At 62.6% G+C, this 21,799-nt stretch carries 26 protein-coding genes; 17 read left to right on the top strand and 9 right to left on the bottom strand.

Annotated elements, in window-relative coordinates:
• Positions 1-47: 47 nt before the first annotated feature.
• Genes FJ940_RS22050 through lptF form a run of 3 tightly spaced genes read right to left on the bottom strand, consistent with a single transcriptional unit; the run spans position 48 to position 4,752 of the window.
• Positions 48-2,468 (bottom strand): LPS-assembly protein LptD, encoded by a 2,421-nt coding sequence (locus FJ940_RS22050; RefSeq protein WP_181171802.1) that lies wholly within the window; start codon positions 2,466-2,468, stop codon positions 48-50.
• Positions 2,468-3,553, bottom strand: coding sequence for an LPS export ABC transporter permease LptG (lptG, locus tag FJ940_RS22045; RefSeq protein ID WP_181165175.1), 1,086 nt, complete (start codon positions 3,551-3,553; stop codon positions 2,468-2,470). The genes FJ940_RS22050 and lptG overlap by 1 nt, the downstream gene beginning before the upstream one ends.
• Entirely contained in the window at positions 3,550-4,752 is a 1,203-nt protein-coding gene (gene lptF, locus FJ940_RS22040; RefSeq protein WP_140657914.1) for an LPS export ABC transporter permease LptF, read from the bottom strand. Before lptF ends, lptG begins: the two co-directional genes overlap by 4 nt.
• A 362-nt stretch (positions 4,753-5,114) precedes the next feature.
• Here lptF and FJ940_RS22035 point away from each other — a divergent pair, with 362 nt between their 5' ends.
• Both FJ940_RS22035 and FJ940_RS22030 read left to right on the top strand, forming a co-directional pair.
• The gene (locus tag FJ940_RS22035; RefSeq protein WP_140517857.1) at positions 5,115-6,635 is read left to right on the top strand and encodes a leucyl aminopeptidase; all 1,521 of its coding nucleotides are present in this window, start codon (positions 5,115-5,117) and stop codon (positions 6,633-6,635) included.
• A 9-nt stretch (positions 6,636-6,644) separates the two neighbouring features.
• Complete coding sequence (locus FJ940_RS22030) at positions 6,645-7,094, top strand: DNA polymerase III subunit chi (RefSeq protein WP_140494426.1); 450 nt, start codon at positions 6,645-6,647, stop codon at positions 7,092-7,094.
• 92 nt (positions 7,095-7,186) lie between these two features.
• Here FJ940_RS22030 and FJ940_RS22025 read toward each other — a convergent pair whose 3' ends face one another.
• Entirely contained in the window at positions 7,187-7,786 is a 600-nt protein-coding gene (locus FJ940_RS22025) for a YdeI/OmpD-associated family protein (protein WP_140657912.1), read from the bottom strand.
• Between the two features lie 140 nt (positions 7,787-7,926).
• Positions 7,927-8,391, bottom strand: a complete 465-nt coding sequence (locus FJ940_RS22020; protein ID WP_140494422.1) for a carboxymuconolactone decarboxylase family protein — start codon at positions 8,389-8,391, stop codon at positions 7,927-7,929.
• Between the two features lie 85 nt (positions 8,392-8,476).
• Here FJ940_RS22020 and FJ940_RS22015 point away from each other — a divergent pair, with 85 nt between their 5' ends.
• The 5 genes from FJ940_RS22015 (at position 8,477) to FJ940_RS21995 (ending at position 11,479) form a co-directional block, all read left to right on the top strand.
• Positions 8,477-9,136 (top strand): TetR/AcrR family transcriptional regulator, encoded by a 660-nt coding sequence (locus tag FJ940_RS22015; RefSeq protein ID WP_140633440.1) that lies wholly within the window; start codon positions 8,477-8,479, stop codon positions 9,134-9,136.
• Positions 9,137-9,173: 37 nt separating this feature from the next.
• The gene (locus FJ940_RS22010; RefSeq protein ID WP_140555734.1) at positions 9,174-9,785 is read left to right on the top strand and encodes a hypothetical protein; all 612 of its coding nucleotides are present in this window, start codon (positions 9,174-9,176) and stop codon (positions 9,783-9,785) included.
• A complete protein-coding gene (locus FJ940_RS22005; protein WP_140584457.1) occupies positions 9,782-10,630 on the top strand; it encodes a 23S rRNA (adenine(2030)-N(6))-methyltransferase RlmJ in 849 nt (282 codons plus the stop codon). The genes FJ940_RS22010 and FJ940_RS22005 overlap by 4 nt, the downstream gene beginning before the upstream one ends.
• A gap of 35 nt (positions 10,631-10,665) precedes the next feature.
• Complete coding sequence (locus FJ940_RS22000; RefSeq protein ID WP_181171801.1) at positions 10,666-10,926, top strand: hypothetical protein; 261 nt, start codon at positions 10,666-10,668, stop codon at positions 10,924-10,926.
• A 100-nt stretch (positions 10,927-11,026) separates the two neighbouring features.
• Positions 11,027-11,479 (top strand): hypothetical protein, encoded by a 453-nt coding sequence (locus tag FJ940_RS21995; RefSeq protein ID WP_140494414.1) that lies wholly within the window; start codon positions 11,027-11,029, stop codon positions 11,477-11,479.
• A 131-nt stretch (positions 11,480-11,610) separates the two neighbouring features.
• Here FJ940_RS21995 and FJ940_RS21990 read toward each other — a convergent pair whose 3' ends face one another.
• Positions 11,611-11,922: a transcriptional regulator gene (locus FJ940_RS21990; protein ID WP_140633446.1), complete on the bottom strand. Its 312-nt coding sequence runs from the start codon at positions 11,920-11,922 to the stop codon at positions 11,611-11,613.
• 226 nt (positions 11,923-12,148) lie between these two features.
• Here FJ940_RS21990 and FJ940_RS28545 point away from each other — a divergent pair, with 226 nt between their 5' ends.
• The 3 genes from FJ940_RS28545 (at position 12,149) to FJ940_RS21980 (ending at position 13,890) form a co-directional block, all read left to right on the top strand.
• Positions 12,149-12,319, top strand: coding sequence for a hypothetical protein (locus FJ940_RS28545; RefSeq protein ID WP_181171800.1), 171 nt, complete (start codon positions 12,149-12,151; stop codon positions 12,317-12,319).
• 142 nt (positions 12,320-12,461) lie between these two features.
• Positions 12,462-12,908, top strand: coding sequence for a histone (locus FJ940_RS21985; RefSeq protein ID WP_140657910.1), 447 nt, complete (start codon positions 12,462-12,464; stop codon positions 12,906-12,908).
• A 385-nt stretch (positions 12,909-13,293) separates the two neighbouring features.
• Entirely contained in the window at positions 13,294-13,890 is a 597-nt protein-coding gene (locus FJ940_RS21980; RefSeq protein WP_140494408.1) for a glutathione S-transferase family protein, read from the top strand.
• Between the two features lie 62 nt (positions 13,891-13,952).
• Here FJ940_RS21980 and FJ940_RS21975 read toward each other — a convergent pair whose 3' ends face one another.
• Positions 13,953-14,609, bottom strand: a complete 657-nt coding sequence (locus FJ940_RS21975) for an outer membrane protein (protein ID WP_140494406.1) — start codon at positions 14,607-14,609, stop codon at positions 13,953-13,955.
• Between the two features lie 411 nt (positions 14,610-15,020).
• Here FJ940_RS21975 and FJ940_RS21970 point away from each other — a divergent pair, with 411 nt between their 5' ends.
• The 6 genes from FJ940_RS21970 to FJ940_RS21945 all read left to right on the top strand — a co-directional run bounded on the left by FJ940_RS21970 (position 15,021) and on the right by FJ940_RS21945 (position 20,203).
• Positions 15,021-15,782, top strand: a complete 762-nt coding sequence (locus FJ940_RS21970; RefSeq protein ID WP_140520633.1) for an SDR family oxidoreductase — start codon at positions 15,021-15,023, stop codon at positions 15,780-15,782.
• Complete coding sequence (uvrC, locus tag FJ940_RS21965) at positions 15,779-17,842, top strand: excinuclease ABC subunit UvrC (protein WP_140657908.1); 2,064 nt, start codon at positions 15,779-15,781, stop codon at positions 17,840-17,842. The genes FJ940_RS21970 and uvrC overlap by 4 nt, the downstream gene beginning before the upstream one ends.
• 171 nt (positions 17,843-18,013) lie before the next feature.
• Positions 18,014-18,610 carry a CDP-diacylglycerol--glycerol-3-phosphate 3-phosphatidyltransferase gene (gene pgsA, locus FJ940_RS21960; protein WP_140494400.1) on the top strand — a complete coding sequence of 199 codons (597 nt, stop codon included), beginning with the start codon at positions 18,014-18,016 and terminating at the stop codon, positions 18,608-18,610.
• Position 18,611: 1 nt separating this feature from the next.
• Positions 18,612-18,866, top strand: coding sequence for a molybdopterin converting factor subunit 1 (gene moaD, locus FJ940_RS21955; protein ID WP_140657906.1), 255 nt, complete (start codon positions 18,612-18,614; stop codon positions 18,864-18,866).
• 1 nt (position 18,867) lies between these two features.
• The gene (locus FJ940_RS21950; RefSeq protein ID WP_140657904.1) at positions 18,868-19,350 is read left to right on the top strand and encodes a molybdenum cofactor biosynthesis protein MoaE; all 483 of its coding nucleotides are present in this window, start codon (positions 18,868-18,870) and stop codon (positions 19,348-19,350) included.
• A 91-nt stretch (positions 19,351-19,441) separates the two neighbouring features.
• The gene (locus tag FJ940_RS21945; RefSeq protein ID WP_140657902.1) at positions 19,442-20,203 is read left to right on the top strand and encodes a YbaY family lipoprotein; all 762 of its coding nucleotides are present in this window, start codon (positions 19,442-19,444) and stop codon (positions 20,201-20,203) included.
• Between the two features lie 26 nt (positions 20,204-20,229).
• On the opposite strand, the gene FJ940_RS21940 is transcribed toward FJ940_RS21945, so the two are convergent.
• Positions 20,230-20,838 (bottom strand): class I SAM-dependent methyltransferase, encoded by a 609-nt coding sequence (locus FJ940_RS21940; protein ID WP_140657900.1) that lies wholly within the window; start codon positions 20,836-20,838, stop codon positions 20,230-20,232.
• Positions 20,839-20,969: 131 nt separating this feature from the next.
• Complete coding sequence (gene ndk, locus FJ940_RS21935) at positions 20,970-21,392, bottom strand: nucleoside-diphosphate kinase (RefSeq protein ID WP_010915217.1); 423 nt, start codon at positions 21,390-21,392, stop codon at positions 20,970-20,972.
• Positions 21,393-21,554: 162 nt separating this feature from the next.
• On the opposite strand from ndk, the gene FJ940_RS21930 reads away from it, so the two are divergent.
• A partial coding sequence (locus FJ940_RS21930) for a helix-turn-helix domain-containing protein (protein WP_140657898.1) occupies positions 21,555-21,799 on the top strand: 245 nt, incomplete at its 3' end.

The raw sequence follows: 21,799 nt of genomic DNA, 5'->3' as shown, positions 1-21,799 counted from the left end.
GTTTGTGAAGTCCCTGCCAGCCCTATGCGGCGAAACGATGTCGCGGGCTACTGGGTGGTATCGAAGGCGCTGCTCGACGATCCGAAATCGCCGAGGGTGCGGAACGACAGGTTGAAGCCGATGCTCTGCGTCACCTCCCTGGTGTTCAGGTCGCGCGACTGCGAGTACGTCATCAGATAGGTGAAGCAGGAATCATTGTAGGCGAAACCGACCCCGTCCTTGACCAGCAGGCTTTCCTCGAGGTCATAGGTTCCCGTCCCGAACACGCGCCAGTTCTCGGCAAGATGCGTGGACGCGCCGAGCGTGACCTCGTGGCGGTCGGTGGTGAAGCCATAGAGCGGCTGAGCCTGGATGAAGGCGTATTTGGCGCTCAGCGACACCGGTAGGCCGGAATAGGCGGCCTTTACCTCGGCGCGGCGAACCTCGAAGCTCTGCTCGTCGAAACGGCCGCTGACCGAGGCGGCGAACCCGTTCGGGCTGCTGACGCCAAACAGGCCGACATAGTCCGACTTGGTGTTTTCGAGGCCCGAATAGGCGCCGACATTGACCAGGTCCGGCGCGTCGAAGGAGTTCTCGCCGCCGATCTGGTAGGACTGGCCGAAGATGGCGTTGGTGCCCCAGCCGTTGATGTAGGAACCGGAATAGCGAAGGCCCACATTGGCGCGCGAGCCGCCTTCGATGCGGTCATAGCCGGAGAACTTGTCGCGCTCGAACAGGGTGCTCGCGTCGAAAACCATGCTCTGCGCATCTTCGTTCGGGACGGCAAGGCCGCCGACATATTGTTCGTTCGGGCGCAGGAAGACCTGCGCCATCGGCTCGAACACATGACTGGAGCCGCTGGCCATCGAAAACAGCAGCGGCCAGCTCATCTCGAGTCCGGCGGTTGCCATATAGCGGGCGAAAGACGAGCGCATGTCATCCTGCTCGCCCAAATTCGTCGCCATCTGGTTGACGGCTGCGAGTGAAGCTGATGACGCGTTGACATAGTCGACGTCGCCCTGCAGCGCCAGCAAGGGTGTCAGCACCAACCCGTCATCGGTGACAAATGACCGCTTCCATTCGGCTTGGGCGGTGAGCCGGCCGGATTCGCCCTCGATGCCGCGCACACGTTGGGTGCCTGAAGGGGGGAAGTAGGGAGTGAAATAGGTCTCGTCGAGGTCATCGCGGCGGATGACGCGCGAATTGACGTTGAACGACAGCTGGCCGCCTGCGACCGATGTATCCGGAATGTAGGCATAGTCAAGCGAGGGCAGCACCCAGGGCTGCTGGCCGCTTCGCGCAGCGATGCTGCTGTCGAGCGTGTTTTCCTGCACCTCGAAATGCATGGCGCGCAGGTCGAAATAATTACGGCCGTCGAGCCCCGTCAGGTAAACCGACGACTGGTGAACGTACCCGTTGTATTTGTCGATGGCGTAGGTATTCGAGAAGTTCTTGTCGGTCTGCAGCAGCACGTCCCAGCCGAAATTCCAGCGCGAATTGATGGCGAACTGGCCTTGTGTGCCCATCATGCCGCGGAATTTGTTGGGATCGCCAGCCTCGCCCGAATCGATATTGCGGCCGGCGGCGTCGATGAAGGCGTCGGGGTCTCGCTGCTGAATCCCCGCGATCTTCAGGCTGTATTCGCCATTGTTGAAGCGCTGGCGCCACTCGGCCTCACCGAGAAAGCCCTGCTTGGTAAAGCCGGTGCCGGTGACGGTCAGGTCGTAGGTCGGCGAGAGCGCGAAATAATAGGGGACCTTCACCCCCACGCCCAGATCGCTTTTGAAGACGATGCCGGGGATCAGGAAGCCGCTCTTGCGCTTCACCGTCGGGTCGGCGATCTCGAACGCCGGCAGGTAGGCTAGCGGGAAGCCGAAGAATTCGAAATTCGCGTTCTCGAAGCGGACCGTCTTCTTTTCGCCGTTCCAGATGATCTTCCTGGCCTTCACACGCCAGGTCGGCGCCTTGTCGGGCTTGTCCTCGCACGGTTCGCAGGCAGTGTAGACGCCATTGTGGAAGGTGGTCAGCACGCCGCCCATGCGTTCGGCGCTTTCGGCGGCGAAATAGGCCTTGTCGATGGTTTCGACGCGGAGCGCGTTGACGAAACCGTCGGCGAAGTCGTCGGTGATGTCGATATGATCCGAATTGATCTTGGTGCCGTCGCTGTTGATCACCTCGACATTGCCGCTTGCGACCATGCGCTTGGTGTTGCGGTTGTACTCGACCTTCTGCGCGACAAGTCGGTTGCCGCCATAGTCGATCTGCACGCCGCCGACGGCGGTCACGGTCTGATTGTCGTTGTTATAGACCAGCGTATCGGCCGCCAGCAGCATCTGCGAGCCGGACGGCACCTTGGTCGCCATGTCGCCGACATCCTGCGCGATCGCAGGCAGCGGAACCGCGCATGCAAACAGGCATGCCAAGGCGGTCGCCGCATAAAGGCGCGCCAAACCGGCCTGCCTGTTACTGGGCAAAAAGGCCTCCCTCACTAGCCGTCTTCCTTGTATAGCAGGAAAGTCACCCCGAAGAACATAGCTACCACGACCGGCACCCAGGCAGCTACGACAGTCGGCACGAACCCCGCCACGCCGAATGCCTTCACCAGCACCGAAACGACATAAAGCAGAAACCCGGCAACGACGCCACCCAGAATCATCGTTGCCGATTGCCCCATCCTCGCAAATCGCATTGAAACTGTTGCCGCAATCAGCGTCATGGCGACGAGCAGGAACGGCAACGCCACCAGCGAATCGAACTGCATGGCGAAGGCATTTGCCTTGAGGCCGAAGGAACGGGCAACCTCGATTTTTCCCGGCAGATCGTAGAATGGAATGGTCTCCGGGCGCGCCAGCCGCTCCTGCACGAATTCGGGCTTCAGATTGGTTGGCACGCGATCGTTTGCCGCAGGCTGGATGGTGCCGTTCCTGAAGGTCTTAACGTCCTGCAATTCCCAGTAGCCGTCCCGCAGGTAGGCGCGCGCGGCATCCTTGCGCTCGACGATATCGCCTTGCGGGTCGAGGATGAAAAAGACAGCGTCAGCCATCTCCAGGCCTTGGTTGAGGATGGCGCGCGCTCCGATGATGGTGTCTCCGGAGCTGGTTTTCTGCCGGATCCAGGGCGCGGCGTCGGCCGACACCGTATTCGACTTGCCCGAGCGCAACTGGGTTTCGATCTGTTCGGACCAGGAGAAGGCGTGCGCTGCGAGCGGGTTGATGAGACCGACCGACAGGACGCCGAACAACAGCGCTCCGATGCAGCACGGCAAAAGGAACTGCCAGGCCGAAACGCCGGCTGAGCGCGCTATGACCAGTTCATACCTGCGGTTGAGCGAGACCAGCGTCGCCATCGCCGAGAAGAGACCGACAAACGGCACGGTCTGCAGCATGATCATCGGCATCCTGAGTCCGGAAATGGCCAGCGCCGTTCCATAGGTGAAGCCGGGCAGGCCGGTCGTGCGGCCGGAAAGCTCGGTGAAATCGATCAGGAACACCAGCGCAAGCAGGCCGATGAAGAACCACACGGTGATCGTGACATAGCGGAAGAAGAAGTAGCGTCCCAGCGTCCAGCCCATCAGCTGACCCTCTGGCCCGAGGCGCTGCGCCTGGACAGGCGCAGCTTGACGGCATTCCAGGCGTCAGCCATCCGGCTGGCGAGATTCGTCAGCCAATCTGCCCAGGCCACTGGCAGTTCCATCGTCCGGTTGGATGCGATGAACCAAATTGCCACCGCCGACGACACGATGGGCACGCCGTAGACCATATACGCATATTGCGGGACCTCGTCGGCCTTGCTGGCGGCGAAGAAGCCCAGCCAGCGCACGAACAGCGATATCGCGATGGCCGTGATCAGCGGATTGACGCGCGCCTCGCGATGCGAGCGTGCGTCTCCGGCGACCGCGAGTGCGATCAAGGCGAAAACCATGGAATAGAGCCATTCCGAGAACCGCTGGTCGACCTCCGCCCGGTATTCGTTCGGGCGCTGCTGGTAGACCTTGTCGTTGGCACTCGGGTTGAGCAGGTACTGGGTCGTCTGGTCTTTTGGCATCAGCGTCACCTCCGACGCTGCCGCCATGAAGGCCGACATGTCGAAGGCATAGGAGGTGAAGCGGATGACCGAGAGGTCGCCGGTCAGTGTCTTTCGATGGATGACGCCGTCATTCATCATCAGCACCTTTTCGCCGCCGCGTTCGATGATGCTGCCCGTCTTGGCATAGTAGACGAGGTTGACGCCTTCCTCGCGCGAATCCGCGACGAAGATGCCGCCCAGCCGGTTGTCGGGAAGCCGCTCGCCTATCTGCAGGAACAGCCCATCATCGATCTTGCGGAATGTGCCCTCCTGGATGATCAGCGACAGAAGATCCGCGCGTGACTCCGCCACCAGCATCCGGTTCTTCTGGCGCGCGTAAGGGTCGATGCCGTTGTCGACGGCGAAGGAAAAGACGCTGGCCGCGGCCGCGAGAATCATGATCGGCCGCACGATGGTCCAGCGCGAGGCGCCCGCTGCGTTGACGACGGCGAGCTCCGAATCCGAATTCATGACGCTGAGCGTCTGGGCAACCGCCACCACGAGCGCGAAGGGCACCACGATCGGAATGATCGAGGGAAGAATGAGGGCCGCAACCTCGAAGAAGGTCAGCGCCGACTGGCCGCTGTCGGTGACGAGGTCGATCTTGGCCAGCACCTGCGTCGTCCAGACAATGGCCAGCGTCCAGGCCAGCGCTGCAATAAAAACCACGAAAGCGCGGCGCATGATGTAGCGTTCAACGACCTTCATGAAGGCTTTTCTCAATTTTCTCGAACGGCATCATGCCACCGGATAAGGGTAGCCGTCCGGCGACGCCCGCACAACTGGCTGCGTCGGGCTCTGTCAGGCAGACGATCCGGTTCCCGTCCCACATCGCGCGCCACGTTGGGCCGGAGTGTCGGCGGGATTGGATAAGAAAGGGCGAACATCGATGGTTAACAACAGGTTGCGGCCAAAAAGCGGAGCCGTGCCGCGACGAATCGCCGTTGATTCATGTGCCATATGGGGAGCACGTTTGGCAAAGTCTTGCCAAATGCCGGAAAACGACCAAATGTCGCGGATCGCTTCCAACCGCTTCGCGCGAGCCGCGCATTCCCCGAAAGCAGGACATGATGAACCAGAGACCCTCGATCGCCTTCGCAAAATTCGCTGCGCCGCAGACCGCCGCGAACAGGAAGGGGACGGTCTTCGTGCTGGCGGCGGATGATGGCGGCCTGAGCGAAACCGCCGCGGCGTATGATCCCGGCAAGACGCTGGAACGGGCCTTCCCTGTGGCCGAATTCACGGCCAAGTTCGCCAGCGTGGTGGAAGTGCTGACGCCACAGGCAAGCTCGCTCGACAGGCTGGTCGCGATCGGCGCCGGCAAGGTATCCGGGCTCGACGAATACGCCTGGACGAAGCTTGGAGGCACCATCGCGGGGTCGCTACGCAAGGCGACGGACGTGGCGGTGGTGCTCGACGTGGTCGGCGCCTCGTCAAGCGGTGCGCAGGCGGCCAGCCTTGCCGCGGGTATTCTTCTGCGCAGCTATTCCTTCGACAAGTACAAGACCAGGAAAGACAAGGACGATGGCCAAGGCGACAAGGCCGAGCCGAAAAAGCCGGCCAAGATAACCATCCACACCGCCGATCCGGCGGGTGCGAAGAAGGCCTTCGCCGAGACCGAGGCTGTGATCGACGGCGTGCTTTTGGCACGTGACCTCGTCAACGAGCCGGCAAACGTCCTGGGACCGGTCGAGTTTGCCGCCCGCGCCAAGGAACTGGAGGCCCTCGGCGTCAAGGTCGAGATACTGGCCGAGAAGGAAATGAAGAAACTCGGCATGGGGTCGCTGCTCGGCGTTGCGCAAGGCTCGCCGCGCGGCGCCCGCATGGCCGTCATGCAGTGGAACGGCGGCAAGGCCAAGGACAGCCCGGTCGCCTTCATCGGCAAGGGCGTCACCTTCGACACCGGCGGCAATTCGATGAAACCGGCATCTGGCATGGAGGACATGAAGGGCGACATGGGCGGGGCCGCGGCGGTGACCGGACTGATGCATGCGCTCGCTGGCCGCAAGGCGAAGGCCAATGTCGTCGGCATCATCGGGCTTGTGGAAAACGCCGTCGACGGCCATGCGCAGCGTCCCGGCGACATCGTTACCTCGATGTCGGGCCAGACCATCGAGGTGCTCAACACCGATGCGGAGGGGCGCCTGGTGCTGGCCGATGCGCTCTGGTACTGCAATGACCGCTTCCAGCCGAAGTTCATGGTCAATCTGGCGACGTTGACCGGCGCGATCATGGTCGCGCTCGGCCAGCACTATGCCGGCCTGTTCTCCAACAATGACGAACTGGCGGAACGCCTGGCGACAGCCGGGCAGTCGACGCAGGAGCGGCTGTGGCGCATGCCGCTCGGTCCTGAATATGACAAGCTGATCGATTCCAAGAATGCCGATATGAAAAACATCGGCGGCCGCTATGGCGGCGCCATCATCGCCGCGCAGTTCTTGCAGCGCTTCGTCAAGGACACGCCCTGGGCGCATCTCGACATCGCAGGCACCGCCATGGGGGCGCTGTCGAACGAAATCAACCAGTCCTGGGGTTCCGGCTTTGGCGTGCGGCTGCTCGACCGGCTCGTGCGCGACCACTACGAGAGCTGATCGGGACCCATGGCCGACGTGCTGTTTTATCACCTGACCGAATCGACGCTGGAGGATGCGCTGCCCGGCCTACTTGAGCGCAGCGTCGATCGCGGCTGGCGCGCCGTGGTGCAGACAGGCACCGAGGAGCGGCGCGACGCGCTCGACCAGCATCTGTGGACGTTCCGTGACGATTCCTTCCTCGCGCACGCCACTGATCGCGAAGCTCATCCCGCTGAACAGCCGATCCTTTTGACCACCGGCGAAGGCAACCCGAACGCGGCGCAGATACGCTTCCTGGTGGACGGCGCTGCGCCGCCGGACCTTGGCGGCTACGAGCGCGCCGTGTTCCTGTTCGACGGCCACGATGCGGCCCAGGTCGAGGCCGCCCGCGGGCACTGGAAGACGATGAAAGACGCCGGCCACGCGGTGACGTATTGGCAGCAGACGCCCGACCGCCGCTGGGAGCGCAAAGCCTAAGGGACGTCACCGGTGGCTGATCGCTACCCTGCTGGTATGTGGGGTCGCGATCATCGAGCCGGAAGAAACCTGTCGCTCGTACATGAGCAGCCTTATTTCTTCCCCTGCGGATGGATCGTCTCGCCGCGCTTGAGCATCTCGACAAAAGTCTCGATCTTCTTCCTGCGCCCGGCTTCCGTCTTCATGTTGTGGATACGGAAGGCGAGCGCGAAGCGGTTCTGCGCGCTGAGTTTTTCGAGCATTTGCCGAGCCTCTGGCTCGGCATTGATCGCGGCCTGCAGGTCATCGGGAATTTTCATGTCCTTGCCGCTGGCATAGGCACGCGCCCAGCGGCCATCGGCCTTGGCGGCTTCGACCTCGGCGAGCCCATGCCGCGTCATCCGGCCGTCGTCGATTAGCCGGGCGACATTGTCGATGTTGATCTGGCTCCAGATGCTTTTCTTCGTCCTCGGCGTGTAACGCTGCAGGAAGCTCTTGTCGTCGAGCCCCTTGCGCACCGCGTCGATCCAGCCCCAGCACAGCACGACCTCGATCGCCTCCTTTGCCGAGATCGACTTCAGTCCCGAGCCGGTCTTGTGGATTGTGATCCAGACCTCGGTTTCCCTGTCATGATGTTCACCGAGCCAAGTATAAAAGCTCTCGGCGTCCTCGAATTCGTGCACCTTGTCGGGGTCGACCTTGACCGGCGCCATTTGCGGCCTCGTCCATGCTTTGCGATTGCACTTTCAATGCGGCATTTCCCGCTGGATGACAATCGAAGGCGAAGATGATGGCTGTCGGATGAGGGCAGTTCTGCGGTGGCCCGCAGGCGCGGACCACCGCGGGTGTCGTTTCACTGCCCGCCCATTTCCTTCTTGAACGTGTCGAAATCGACCTGCATGCCATTGAAGATGGTGCTCCAATGGCGGGTCAGCGCCGCCATCGCCACCGCCTCCTGGATTTCCTCATCGGTAGCGCCGGCGCGCTTGGCGTTTTGCGTGTCCGACCAGATGCAGTAGTTGCACGGGATCTGCGCCGCCACTGCCAGCGAGATCAATGACTTTACCTTTGGCGGCAGCGCCGTCTTGTCGCTGAGTTCGATGGCCTTGACCTCGGCCCAGGCGCCGGGCAGACCGGCTTTGGGAAGTTGCTTCACAAAGCTCGGCACGCCGCCCATGGTCGACTGGATGTCCTTTATGGTTGCATCGTAGTCGTCGGCATAGGCAGGGGCCGCGGCGAGGACGCAGGCCACGGCGGTTAGAGCCAACGCACGATGGAGGGACGAATGCACGGATTTGGCAATGCGATGGTGTGACATGTTTTCCTCCTCTGGTCTTTGTTAGCCTTACTGTGTAAGGTGAAGTGAAAAATGAACCTTACGCTGTAAGTTGTCAAGCGCGGCCATGGACTCATCGATCAAAAAAAAGCGAGCACGCGGACGGCTGTCCCGCGAGATGATCGAGGATGCCGCTTTCGAGGTGATCGAGAAGGAGGGCCTTTCCGGTTTTTCGATGCGCAAGCTCGCCGCCGTGCTCGGCTGCGAGGCGATGAGCATTTATCATCACTTCCCCTCGCAAGCGCACCTCTATGAGGCGTTGGTCGATCGCCAGGTCAGCGGGATGGTTATCCCCGACGACAGCATGCCGTGGCGCGACAGGATTCGGATGGTCATGCATGAGTTTCGCCGTGTTGCGAGGGAGCACCCGGCCTTTGCGCCATTCCTTGTCGTCTACCGGATGAATTCGCCGCCTTGCCTTGCGATGCTGAACGGCGTCATCGGCCTGTTCGAGGCTGGCGGTTTCGGCCCGGAACTCAGCGCCAGGCTGTTTCGCACCGCCAGCTATTATCTCATGGGCGCGATCCTCGACGAGACCGCGGGCTACGCCAAGGGCCCGTCGGCGGTGACCACCGTCGACGACGAGCAACTGGCGAAGGATTTCCCCAGTGTCATGGCGGCCGGGACCTATTTCGACACCGGCGGTTTCGACAAGACATTCGAACTCGGCCTCGACATGCTATTGGACGAAATGGAGCGCCTGCGCGACAGCGCCAATGCAGCCTAATTGTCCGGCAACGTCCGATTACAAGGTGATTCCCTGAATGCGCTTTCTGTTCCTGTTGATCCTGCTCGCCGGCATCGGCGTCGGCGCCATCTATCCATGGGCGATGACTAATTTCTCCGGTCACCAGATCGGCAGCTGGCGGGTCTATGAGGGCGGCCGCTTCAGGCAGGTCACAGTGCCGCTTGCCGCGCGCGATGCGCCGGTCAGGGTGCTGGTCGACTTGACCGCGAGGGCCGAGCGCATCGTTTCGCAGCAGCGCACGGTGCTGACGCTGACAGCCGCCTCCGGCGGCCGCACGGTGCTTGCCTCGACGCTTCAGTTCAATCATTCCGACAATCCGCGTCAGGCGAGCCCGCAACTGCCCGACAAGATCTTCCGCGATGAGGCTGGCGTGATCCGGACCGTCGGCCCCGGCCCCTATGTCTTCACCGTCGGTCCCGGCGACGCCGACGACATCCCGATACGCGCGGTCGATCTTGTCTTGCGCTCCGGTGTGGGCGAGACCGACAGCCGTGCGCGACCGGTTGGCTTCGCGCTGATGGCGATCGGCTTGATCGGCTTCCTGCTGTCCTTGCGTTCTGCCGGCGGCCGGCCGCAAAATCCGAATTCACAGCCACCGCCGCCACGTTGGGGCAGGGGTTCCACATGAACTATCGCCACGCCTATCACGCCGGAAATTTTGCCGACGTCCTCAAGCACGTCGTGCTGACGCGGCTGCTTGAATATCTGAAGCAGAAGGACAAGGCGTTCCGCGTCATCGACACTCATGCAGGCATCGGCCGCTACGATCTGTCCTCGCCCGAGGCGCAGAAGACCGGCGAATGGCAAGGCGGCATCGGCCGGCTGGTCGATGCCGCGCCCGAAGCCCAGGCCGCAATGCTGCTCGCGCCCTATCTCGACGCGGTGCGTGCGTGCAACGCAGACGGTCCATTGAAAAAATATCCGGGCTCGCCGCTGGTCGCGCGGCACCTTCTGCGTAAGCAGGACCGGCTATCGGCGATCGAGCTGCACCCGAAGGATGTCGCGAAGCTGAAGACGGAATTCGCCGGCGATTTCCAGACAAGGGTGATCGAGCTCGACGGCTGGCTGGCGCTCGGCGCACACCTGCCGCCGAAGGAAAAGCGCGGACTGGTGCTGATCGATCCGCCATTCGAGGAAGAGGGCGAGTTCGGCCGCCTCGTCGACGGGCTGGCGAAGGCGCACAAGCGCTGGCCGGGCGGCATCTATGCGCTGTGGTATCCGATCAAGGACCGCAAGGCGGTGATTGGCTTCCGCAAGGCACTGAAGGAAACCGGCGTTCCGAAATTGCTCGACATCGAATTCGAAATCCGGCCCGCGTCGCAAGAGCCCAGCCTCGACGGCAGCGGCCTGGTCGTGGCCAACCCGCCTTTCACGCTGGAAGGTGAATTGCGCATTCTCCTGCCGGCCCTGCACAAATTGCTGGTCTTGGAAAAGCCGGCGCACTGGACGCTGAACTGGCTGGCAGGGGAGTAGCAGCGGGATGCAGGCTGCGAGCGGCGTCCTTACAGATGCGCCAAGACAAACAGTTAAAGCGGGTCTGCGGCCGGCCCGGCTCCGCTCCGCTGGATTTGGTGGCCGGCTTCTGCCTCGCCATCGGCGCCGCGGTGCCCTATGCCGCCGGCGCGCTCATCCTGTTCACGGTGGCGGCGAATCTGCTCGTCCTGCCCTTCTGGCGCCATCACGGGCCGGAAAGGCAGGCGCTGAGGTCCGCCTTCCTGGTCAACATCGCCGTTATCGGCGGGCTGCTGCTGGCGGCGCGCCCCGGCTGATGGCCGGCGGCCACGCCCTGGAAACCATTGTCAATGCAATCGCTTGACCGCCGCCCGGCGAATCCCGCACAGTGCGCGCAATCGACCTTGAGAGGCTGCCATGACTCGCTTCGCCCGCTCCGCCCTTGCCGCCCTGATCTCGCTCTGCACGCCGTTTGGCACATCGCTTGGCTTCACCCAGGCGGCGCAAGCCGCCGATCTTGCCGTCTATTCTGACGAGGACAGCGGCATTTGCGGCGAAGCCTGGGTGCTGAACAAGATCACCAGCCGCTTCTCCTATCAGGTGCGGCACGTCCCGCACCTGCCGGATGTCGCGATCACCGATTTCCACCGCATCCACCAGCACCGCTACTTGCCGGCCAGCGAGGAATGGCCGATCGGCCGTCGCTATTGCGGCGCCACGGTCGCCCTGTCGGATGGCCGCGACCGCGCCATCTGGTACCTGATCGAGGAAGGCCAGGGCTTTGCCTCGATCGGCGACAATGTCGAATTCTGCGTCTCGGGCTTCGACCGCTGGATGGTCTACAACGGCCGCTGCCGCATCCTGCGCTAGCGGGCGGTTTCCAGTCGATTTCGTTGGTGCCTGCGGCCTAAGCCGCGGGCCTTTTCTGCGACTCGGGGTATCGGCCCTGACGAAAATATGTGCCGCGCGGCACGCGCCGACAATGTTTGCCAATCGCAGTGCTATTTCCTGCCTCGCGTCGCCTCGGCTTCACCGATGATCTTTCGAAGAAAGGCAACGTGACCGCGAAAAGCGCGCCGCCCGATCGTCGTTGCTCTGATCCGTGTCCGCGGCCGCCGCCCGACGAAAAGCTTTTCAACATCGACGTAGCCCGCTTTGGCCAGCGTGTCGAGATGCGCGCCGAGATTTCCGTCGGTGGTTTCGATCATAGCCTTCAGCTGCGTGAACTCCAGCGCCTCGCGTCTTTCCAGCGTGTTCAGGGCGGCCATGATCCTGAGACGCGTACTCTGATGGATGATGTCGTCGGCACTCATCAATTGGCTCCAATGCTGCGGACCTTGAGCTGTCACCCTACGGCTCTGCAGCTCGGGCAGTACTAACCATTCGCCTTTGTGAAAGACATCGAACACACTTGTCAGAATACTCTGGCATGCAGAGTAATCTGTCAATTCAGTGATGAAGCCAGGCTTGACAAGGTGATCGCCAGATCGGCGCATCGCATTGCACTTGTAATCCGAAGGGACCGGTCGCCTGCAAAAGATGATCATTCTCTATAAGCCGCAGCTCATGATATTCGCGGCCGAAGATCAATGCGCGAAGCTGCTTCCTGATCTTTGCAGCTTCATGGCAGGCGCGCCCACGCAGCGCATCGAGAATGTCGATGCCAAATTGCTGGCGATATCGGAAGATAACGCCATATTTTTGCGATGATGAGTGTGATCATGTGTCGATCGCAACGAAAATTTAAGCTGAGAAAATCATATCATTGCTTCGCTGGCTAGCGAGGCGCGAGTCAGATAAGCATGACACGCCGGGCCATTAACGGTCGTCGGCATAACGCAAGGGGCATCGCATGGCTAAGCAGTCATCAAAAGCGCCGGCATCCAAGGCACCGGCAAAGAAAGCACCTGTAAAAGCGGCGGCGGCGAAAGCCGCGACCGCGGTCAAGAAAGCAGCACCCGCTGCCAAGCCGAAGGCGGCAGCGCCGAAGGCAAAGGCGGCACCGGCCAAGAAGCCGGCAGCCAAGGCCGCCGCGAAACCGGCGGCGAAGAAGGCAGCGCCCGCCAAGGCCAGCGCCGCATCCGCAAAGAAGGCTGCACCGGCCAAGAAGGCCGCTCCGGCAAAGAAAGCCGCTCCGGCCAGGAAGCCGGCTGCCAAGGCCGCGACCAAGCCCGCTGCCAAGAAGGCAGCCCCTGCCAAGGCTCCGGCCAAGGCTGCCGCGGCGAAGTCTTCGGCACCGGTGAAGAAGGCGGCGCCAGCCGCCAAGAAAGCAGCGCCAGTGAAGGCCGCGAAGAAGTAGTCACGTTTCTTCGCGCCGGGGACCGTGTCGGCAGAAATGAGGGCAGGTGCCGTTGAGGCCTCGCGCCCTCTGCTCTGGCATTGGGGCGCAACGAGAGGGGCGGACGTCAGATATCTTTCGCAGCTCCCAGGACTTCGCCGCAGGGCGAAGTCCGGTGGGCTTTTTGTTGCGCGCTATCGTGCGGCGGCGGAACGATCGTTGGTCTTGTCCGGCCTGTCGGAGTGTTGCCGCCGTCACCATGTGGCGCATCCTGATCAAGGCGTACAAGAGACCAGGGCATGCAGGAGTGGTCGCCGGCTGCTGGCGGCTGGTTTTTCCGCTTCTGGCTGTTGCGCGGGGAAGGGCGCCCGGTCAACAGTGACGGGCTGCCAACAGGAACCCGATCATGCCGAAGCTGCTTTACGCCTCCACGTCCCCCTATAGTTCCAAGGTACGAATGGCGGCCCTTTATGCCGGCATCGCGGTCGACCTGGCGCCTGTCAAAACCGAAGACAAGCCGGCCGAACTGATCGGCGCCAATCCGCTGGGCAAGATCCCCGTGCTGGTGCTCGACGACGGCCGCTCGATCCACGACAGCCGAGCCATCACCCAGCAGCTCAACCGGATGTCGAAGAGCGCGCTGTTTCCGCGCAATCCCGACAAGCGGCTGGAAGCGGAAGTGCTGGAAGCGTTGGCGGACGGCATCTGCGACTGTGCGCTGTCGATGGTTTATGAGCGCCGCACGCGGCCCGAGGAGATGGTCTACCAGCCCTGGCTCGATCGCCAGTGGGCGAAGATCACCGCCGCGCTCGATCTACTCAACGCCAATCCGCCGAAACTGCCGAAGAAGATCACCGCCGGCCAGATGGCGCTGCGCGCCTGCCTTGGCTACCTGGCGCTGCGTTTCGCCGGGAAATGGGAAAAAGGCCGCAACCGGCTGGTCCGCTGGGCCGCGCGCTTCGATGAGAAATTCCCTGACCTGAAACCCTGCGTTCCCGCGTGAGCGGCCGACAATAAAAAAGCCGGGCGCAAGGCCCGGCTTCTTCGTGTCGTGGCTTGAACGACTTAGAACTTCATACCGACGCCGAAGGTGACGCGGTTGTCGGTGGCCTTGACCTTGCCAATGCCATCGAAGTCCTTGCTGCCGAAGTCGGTGTAGCGGTATTCGACGCGGCCGAACACATTGTCGGTCAGCTTGATGTCGGTACCAAGACCGGCGGTCCAGCCGATCATGGTGGCGCGGTCGCTGGCGCCGAGGACGCTGTCCTCCACCTTCAGGCTCCTGCCGGCGAGACCACCGGTGCCGTAGAGCAGGATTTCCGGGGTCACAGCGTAGCCGAGACGGGCACGCAGCGAGCCTTCGAAGCCGGCCTTGGAATCGATGCCATTGTCGTCGCCCTTGACGCCGTTGTAGCCGAGTTCGGCTTCACCGCCGTAGACGAAGTTCTCCTGCTGCCACTGATAGCCGCCGAAGACGCTGCCGATGAAGCCCTTGGTATCGGTTTCAACGTCGAAATCCTTTTCCTTGGTACGGCCGCTGAAGCCATAGCCAAGATTAAGACCGGCATAGGGGCCGGCCCAGGACGCGACGGGCAGTTCGGCGACCGGGGCAGGCGCCGGCGGCTCTTCCTGGACCACATCGGCGGCATAGGCAGTTCCACCGAGGGCGAAGAGCCCGAGCGCTACGGCCAGCGGCCGTGCGAATTTGAGATTGGCTTGCATTGTTGTTTACTCCTTAAGCCACAGGACACAGGCTTGTTCTTACGATCGCCCATCAACCCGTCCGGGGGGTGAAACGGATCTGGCGTTCGTCGGTTCCAAATGTCGTGTCGAAATACGGCTGAAGCGAACCTGAACTTGGGTCATTCCCCGGCGCGAATGAGGCAGAAATTTGGCGTTGCATCTTCGCAACAGCGAAATGTCAGCAGATTGGCCGTGCTGCACCGCAGGTGGCTTGGTGCAAGGAGTCCAGCCCCCTATATTGTGTTGAGGCCGGCTCATTGCCGGCCGGCTCGAGATGCCGAACCGGCCGTTTCGCCACAATGTTGCCGCAGCTGCGAACGCCATTTAACGGGTGGCGGGCCATATTTTGCCGGCGCCCTCCTTCGCGCCGAAACCGAGGATTGACAACAGATGAGCAAAGCCACCGCGGCGCTGGTGACGGGCGGGGCAAAACGGATCGGTAGCGCGATTGTCGAGGATCTCGCCGCCCACGGTTTTGCCGTCGCCATTCACTGCAACCGCTCGCGCGACGACGCGGATGCGCTTGCCCAGCGGATCAACCGCGCCGGCGGCCACGCCGCCGTCGTCGCCGCCGATCTGACCGATATGGCCGAGGTCGGCGACCTGGTCGGCCGCGCCGAAGCCGCGCTCGGGCCGATCTCGCTGCTGGTCAACAACGCTTCGCTGTTCGAGGACGATTCGGTTCTTGATTTCGACTGGCAGGGCTGGGACCGCCACTTCGCCATTCATGTGAAGACCCCGGCACTGTTGACGCAGAACTTTGCCCGGGCCCTGCCGGACGGGCAGGAGGGGCTGATCGTCAACATGATCGACCAGCGTGTCTGGCGGCCGACGCCGCGCTACTTCTCCTATGCGCTGTCGAAGTCCGCCTTGTGGACGGCAACCCAGATGATGGCGCAGGCGCTCGGCCCGCGCATCCGCGTCAACGCCATCGGTCCTGGCCCGACCTTGAAGAACGCGCACCAGGACGACAGTGACTTTGCCGCGCAACTCGCCGGTCTCATTTTGAAACGCGGCCCGCAATTGCCGGAATTCGGCGCCACAATCCGCTATCTCTGGGAAGCCCGCTCGGTTACCGGGCAGATGATCGCGCTTGATGGCGGCCAGCATCTTGCATGGCGCACACCTGATGTGACAGGCATGACGGAATGAGTCCCGCAGAGCAGAAACACAAGATGCGTGGCGGCGCCGACGATCTGCCACCCGAAATCGACCTCGAGGACGAGGCGGCGGAGGAGATCGTCGAACCGGCCGGCCCGGACGTCGCCTTCACCGCCATCGACTGGACGCCGCATGCCGGCGATGCCGACGGCATGGTCGGCGCCGAAGTGATCCAGACGCTGGTCAAGCGGCTGCCCAATGCGCCGGGCGTCTACCGCATGATGAATGCCAATGGCGACGTGCTCTATGTCGGCAAGGCCCGCAGCCTGAAGAAGCGCGTCACCAATTACGCGCAAGGCCGCTTCCACACCAACCGCATCGGCCGCATGGTGCGCGAGACCGCGACGATGGAGTTCGTCGTCACCCGCACCGAGATCGAGGCGCTGCTGTTGGAGGCCAACCTCATCAAGCGGCTGCGGCCACGTTTCAACGTGCTGATGCGCGACGACAAGTCGTTTCCCTACATCCTCTTGACCGGCGACCATGTCTCGCCCGGCATCTACAAGCATCGCGGCGCGCGTTCGCGCAAAGGTGATTATTTCGGCCCCTTCGCTTCCGCGGGCGCGGTCGGCCGCACCATCAATTCCTTGCAGCGCGCCTTCCTCCTGAGGAGTTGCACCAACTCCTTCTACGAGAACCGCACGCGGCCTTGCCTGCTCTATCAGATCAAGCGCTGCGCCGGTCCGTGCACCGGCGAGATTTCGCATAGCGACTATGCCGAGCTGGTTGCCGAGGCGAAGGATTTTCTTTCCGGCCGCAGCCAGAAGGTGAAGACCGAGATTTCGGCCGCCATGCAGCAGGCCTCGCAAGACCTCGATTTCGAGCGCGCCGCCATCTATCGAGACCGGCTGGCGGCACTCTCGCACGTGCAGAGCCACCAGGGCATCAATCCGCAGACCGTCGACGAGGCCGATGTCTTCGCAATCCATCAGGAGGGCGGCCAGGTCTGCATCCAGGTGTTCTTCTTCCGCACCGGCCAGAACTGGGGCAACCGCGCCTATTTTCCGAAGGCCGATCCGGCGCTGGAAGGGGCCGAGGTGCTGGGCTCGTTCCTGGCGCAGTTCTATGACGACAAGCCGACGCCGCGCGCCGTTCTGCTGTCGCACGCCGTGGAGGACCAGGAACTGTTGGCCGAGGCGCTCTCGACCCGCGCCGGCCGCAAGGTGTTGATCTCGGTGCCGCAGCGCGGCGAGAAGAAGGACCTGACCGACAACGCGTTGCAAAATGCCCGCGAGGCGCTCGGCCGTCGGCTGGCCGAAACCTCGACGCAGGCCAGGTTGCTCGCCGGCTTCGCCGAGACCTTCGGGCTCGAAAAGCCGCCGGTGCGCATCGAGGTCTACGACAATTCGCACATCATGGGCACCAACGCCGTCGGCGCCATGGTCGTCGCCGGGCCGGAAGGTTTTGTGAAGAACCAGTACCGGAAATTCAATATCCGCTCGACCGAGATCACGCCCGGCGACGATTTCGGCATGATGCGCGAAGTGATGGAGCGGCGGTTTTCACGATTGCTCAAGGAGCATGGCGATGTGACACCCAATGATGCCGCGGCAGGCGAGGCGGACAGCGATGAGGGCGACATGTCGGGCGGCTTCCCTGCCTGGCCCGACGTCATCCTGATCGATGGCGGCCAGGGCCAGATGAGCGCCGTGCGCAAGATCCTCGCCGATCTCGGCATCGAGGACCGGGTCGTGGCCATCGGCATCGCCAAGGGCCAGGACCGCGACGCGGGCCGCGAGCGCTTCTTCGTCAAGGGCAGGGACTCGTTTTCGCTGCCGGTACGCGACCCGGTGCTCTATTTTGTCCAGCGCCTACGCGACGAGGTTCACCGTTTCGCCATCGGCTCGCACCGGGCCCGCCGCAAGAAGGAGATGGTCAAGAGCCCGCTCGACGAGATCGGCGGCATCGGCCCCAGCCGCAAACGGGCGCTGCTGATGCATTTCGGCACCGCCAAGGCGGTCGGTCGCGCGGCAATCGAGGACCTGGTAAAGGTCGACGGCATTTCCGAGCAGGTGGCCAGACTGGTTTACAACCATTTTCACGAGAACTGATGCATGTCGCCCGAAAGCGACCGTCGGCTCCCGGGCGAAGCAAGGAGCGGCGCGGCGTAGCCCGCGAGATGACAAGATTGGCCTATTTTTGCTGGCCAATCGATTTTGGCCTGTTGACCCCCTACATCAGCTTCTGATTTGAGTACGCAGGCAGAAAGAGTTCCCCCGGATATGGCTCAGCGCGCGTTCAACCTCCCGAACATCCTCACCTACGCCCGCATTATCGCGGTGCCGCTGGTGGTGCTGTGCTTCTTCCTCGAGGGGCATCTGAAGTCGAGCGACTTCGCCCGCTGGTCGGCGCTGATCATTTTCCTGCTGGCGTCCATCACCGACTATTTCGACGGCTATTTCGCCCGCGCCTGGAAGCAGACCTCGAACATCGGCAAGATGCTCGACCCCATTGCCGACAAGCTGCTGGTCGCGACATGCCTGCTGCTGCTTGCCGCTGACACCGACCGCCATGCCGGCATTGCCGGCTGGTCGCTGTGGGCGGCGATCATCATCCTGTGCCGCGAAATCCTGGTTTCGGGCCTGCGCGAATATCTGGCGGCGCTCAAGGTCTCCGTGCCGGTGACGCAGCTTGCCAAATGGAAGACCACGATCCAGATGGTCGCCATCGCCTTCCTGCTCGCCGGTCCGGCCGGCGACAAGATTTTTCCGCTGACCACACAGACCGGCCTGGTGCTGTTGTGGATCGCCGCCCTGGTTACGCTTTACACCGGCTATGACTATTTCCGTGCCGGCCTCAAGCACATCATGGACGAATAGGATGACGAAGCTCATCTACTTCGCCTGGGTGCGGGAGCGAATCGGCAAGCCGGACGAAGACGTGGACTTGCCGCATGGCGTCGAGACGGTCGCGGACCTGTTGCGCTGGCTGAAGTCGCGCGGCGAGGAATACGAGCATGCGCTGCAATATCCCGACGTGATCCGCGTCGCCATCAACCAGGAACATGTCGAGCACGGCGAGAAGATAGCAGGCGCGCGCGAGATCGCGCTGTTTCCGCCGATGACCGGGGGCTGAGATGGCCGGCGCGGTCGTACCCGTCGTGCGCGTTCAGCGCCGAGATTTTGACGTTGCCGCCGAAATCGCCAGCCTGACGCGAGGCCGCGCCGACATCGGCGCAGTGGTCACCTTCTCAGGCCTGTGCCGCGACGAACAGGGAACGCTTTCGGCCCTTGAGCTCGAGCATTATCCGGGCATGGCCGAGGCCGAAATCACTCGCATCGCGGCCGAAGCGGTTCTGCGCTGGCCGCTGCAGGGCATCACCGCCATCCACCGTCATGGCAAGATCCGGCCAGGCGAGAACATCGTGCTGGTGGTGGCGGCCTCCGTGCATCGGCAAGCCGCGTTCGAGGCGGCGAATTTCCTCATGGATTATCTGAAGTCGCAGGCTCCCTTCTGGAAAAAGGAGCATCATGCCGACGGCTCCGATGGCGGCTGGGTCGAGGCCAAGGAGAAAGACGAGCAGGCGGCAGGGCGCTGGAAAAGGCCACCGTCCGAATAATTTTGCATCAGCCACGCATTGACCGCAATCCTTTGGCCAATTCGCTGTTGGTCAGCCTGGGCTGTGGCCAGCCCGGGGAAGGGAGATGGTCGTGCTGGACAGGATAGCGGAGTTCTTCGTCTTCGGTTTCGTGCCTCTGGTCGTCGGTATACTGGCCGTGCCGGAACTCTCCGTGGCCGCCGAAAAAGCCCTGAAAGGCGAGGTGACCTACCGCGAGCGCATCGCCTTGCCGCCCAATGCCGTGCTCTCGGTCCAGCTTGCCGATGTCTCGTTGGCCGACGCGCCCGCCAAAATCGTCGGCGAACAGAAGCTGACGCCGGCAGGCCAGGTGCCGATCAGCTTTGCGGTCAAATTCGATCCGTCCCGGATCCAGCGGCGGATGACCTATGCGTTGCAGGCCCGCATCACCGTCGGCGACAGGCTCCTGTTCATCTCGGATGAGCGCCATCAAGTCGATCCGCTGACCGATGCGCCGCAAACCATCATGCTCAAGATGGTGACGCCAAGCCCCGAGCCCACTGCTTCCGTTCTCGATCAGCTTTGGCTGCTCGACTATGTCGACGGCGTAGCCATCACCGCGCCGCAAGCGACATTCCGAGTGAGTGAAGCAGGCAAGGCCGGCGGCAACGGTCCCTGCAACAGCTATTTTGCCACCGCCAACCTCGATGGCCAGAAGATCGCGATCAGCGACATCGGCTCGACCTACAAGGCCTGCGCGCCCGAGGTGATGGCGGAGGAAAAGGCGCTGTTCGAGGCTCTGGCAAAGGCGGCTTCGTATAAAGTCGATGCCGGCAAGTTGACCATGGCCGACGGGAACGGCCGCGAGATCCTGCGTTTCAGCGCCGCGAGCTGATGCCATGAAACGGCTGTCGACGGAGGTCAGCCGCCCACTTTTTCGAACACGGCGCCATAATGGTAGGGCGGCACCTCGACCAGCTCGATGAATTTGAGGCCGGCCGCCTCGACGGCCGTGATGGTCTGTTCCGGCGATATCCTCAATTCGGTCTTCGGTCCGCGGGGCTCGCCGAGCACCCTGGTTTGTTCACGCGGCTGCTGATGCCAGTTGTCGACAACAAAGCGTCCGGCAGGGACGAGCGCTTCGCTAACGGCTCGCGCCAGCCGTGGCCGGTCCGGCACGCCGTGGAAGGCGTTTGCCATGAAGATGAAATCGACGGGGCGGGATATCAGGCTCGCGAGTTCATAGGCATCGCCCGCTACGAGATCGAAATTCCTCGTGCCGTTTTCATTGAGCCGGCGACGGGTGACGTCGAGCAGGTCGGTATCGATATCGATGCCGACGACATGGCGGGCGACCCTGGCGATGGGCAACGTAAACCAGCCGTCGCCACAGCAGAGGTCGGCCACCTCCATGCCCGGCTTCAGTCCCGTTGACGAAAGCACGGCACCGGGGTCGGGCCACAGCACCTCCCACCAGCCGCTCGATGGCATCTCGGTGCCCTGGAAGAAGCCGGGAATGGTGCTGGTCATGCTTCGCCGGCTCCCTGTGCCTGACCGACTTTAGCGCGGGCAAGGGTTCAACGGCAGTGCCGGATCGATCCGTTTCAATGAAAAAGGCCGGCAATCCGCCGGCCTTTTTCGGTCACAATGCCAGGGTCGGCTCAGCCGACGATCTCGGTGTCGGAGAACCAGTACTTGATCTCCTGCGCGGCGGTTTCCGGCGCGTCCGAACCGTGCACCGAATTCTCGCCGATCGACAGCGCATGCACCTTGCGGATGGTGCCTTCGGCGGCGTTGGCCGGGTTGGTGGCGCCCATCACCTCACGGTTCCTGGCAATGGCGTTCTCGCCTTCCAGCACCTGCACGATCGTCGGCGCCGACGACATGAATTCCACCAGCTCGCCGAAGAACGGACGATCCTTGTGGACGGCGTAAAAACCTTCCGCCTCACGGCGGCTCATCCAAACGCGGCGCGAAGCGATGACGCGCAGACCGGCATCTTCCAGCATCTTGGTGATGGCGCCGGTGAGATTGCGCCGCGTTGCGTCCGGCTTGATCATGGAAAAGGTGCGTTCGAGCGCCATTGGGTCGTCCTTGTCTGGTTGGATTGGGAGTGGCGGGCTCTATACAAGCCGGCCGGCCCATTGCCAAGAGGAAGTCGACGGGGGTGTCGTTAGCAGATGAGTTGTCCGGATTAGGTAGCACGTGAGTTGTCCGGTTTTATCGCCAGCGGATGGAGGCTGGGGATGAAGCGGACGGCATGGCTACAGGACCGGAGAATGCAAAAGTTTCGGGACGTATTGAGCCGCTGGAATGGCGGCGATCTTTCGATGATGGAGGCAGGGGAGTTGCTTGGCATGTCGGAGCGGCAATTCCGACGCTACCGCGACCGGTACGAAGAGGCTGGGGAAGCAGGGTTGCTGGATCGGCGCTTGGGCAAGCTTTCGACGCGTCGGGTGCCGGCGGAAGCGATTGAGGAGATGCTGGAGCT

This window comes from Mesorhizobium sp. B2-3-7, assembly GCF_006442695.1.
In the GTDB taxonomy this organism is placed as follows: Bacteria; Pseudomonadota; Alphaproteobacteria; order Rhizobiales; family Rhizobiaceae; genus Mesorhizobium.
Note: the sequence above shows the minus strand (reverse complement) of the source record. Positions and strands in the feature narration are given on the sequence as shown.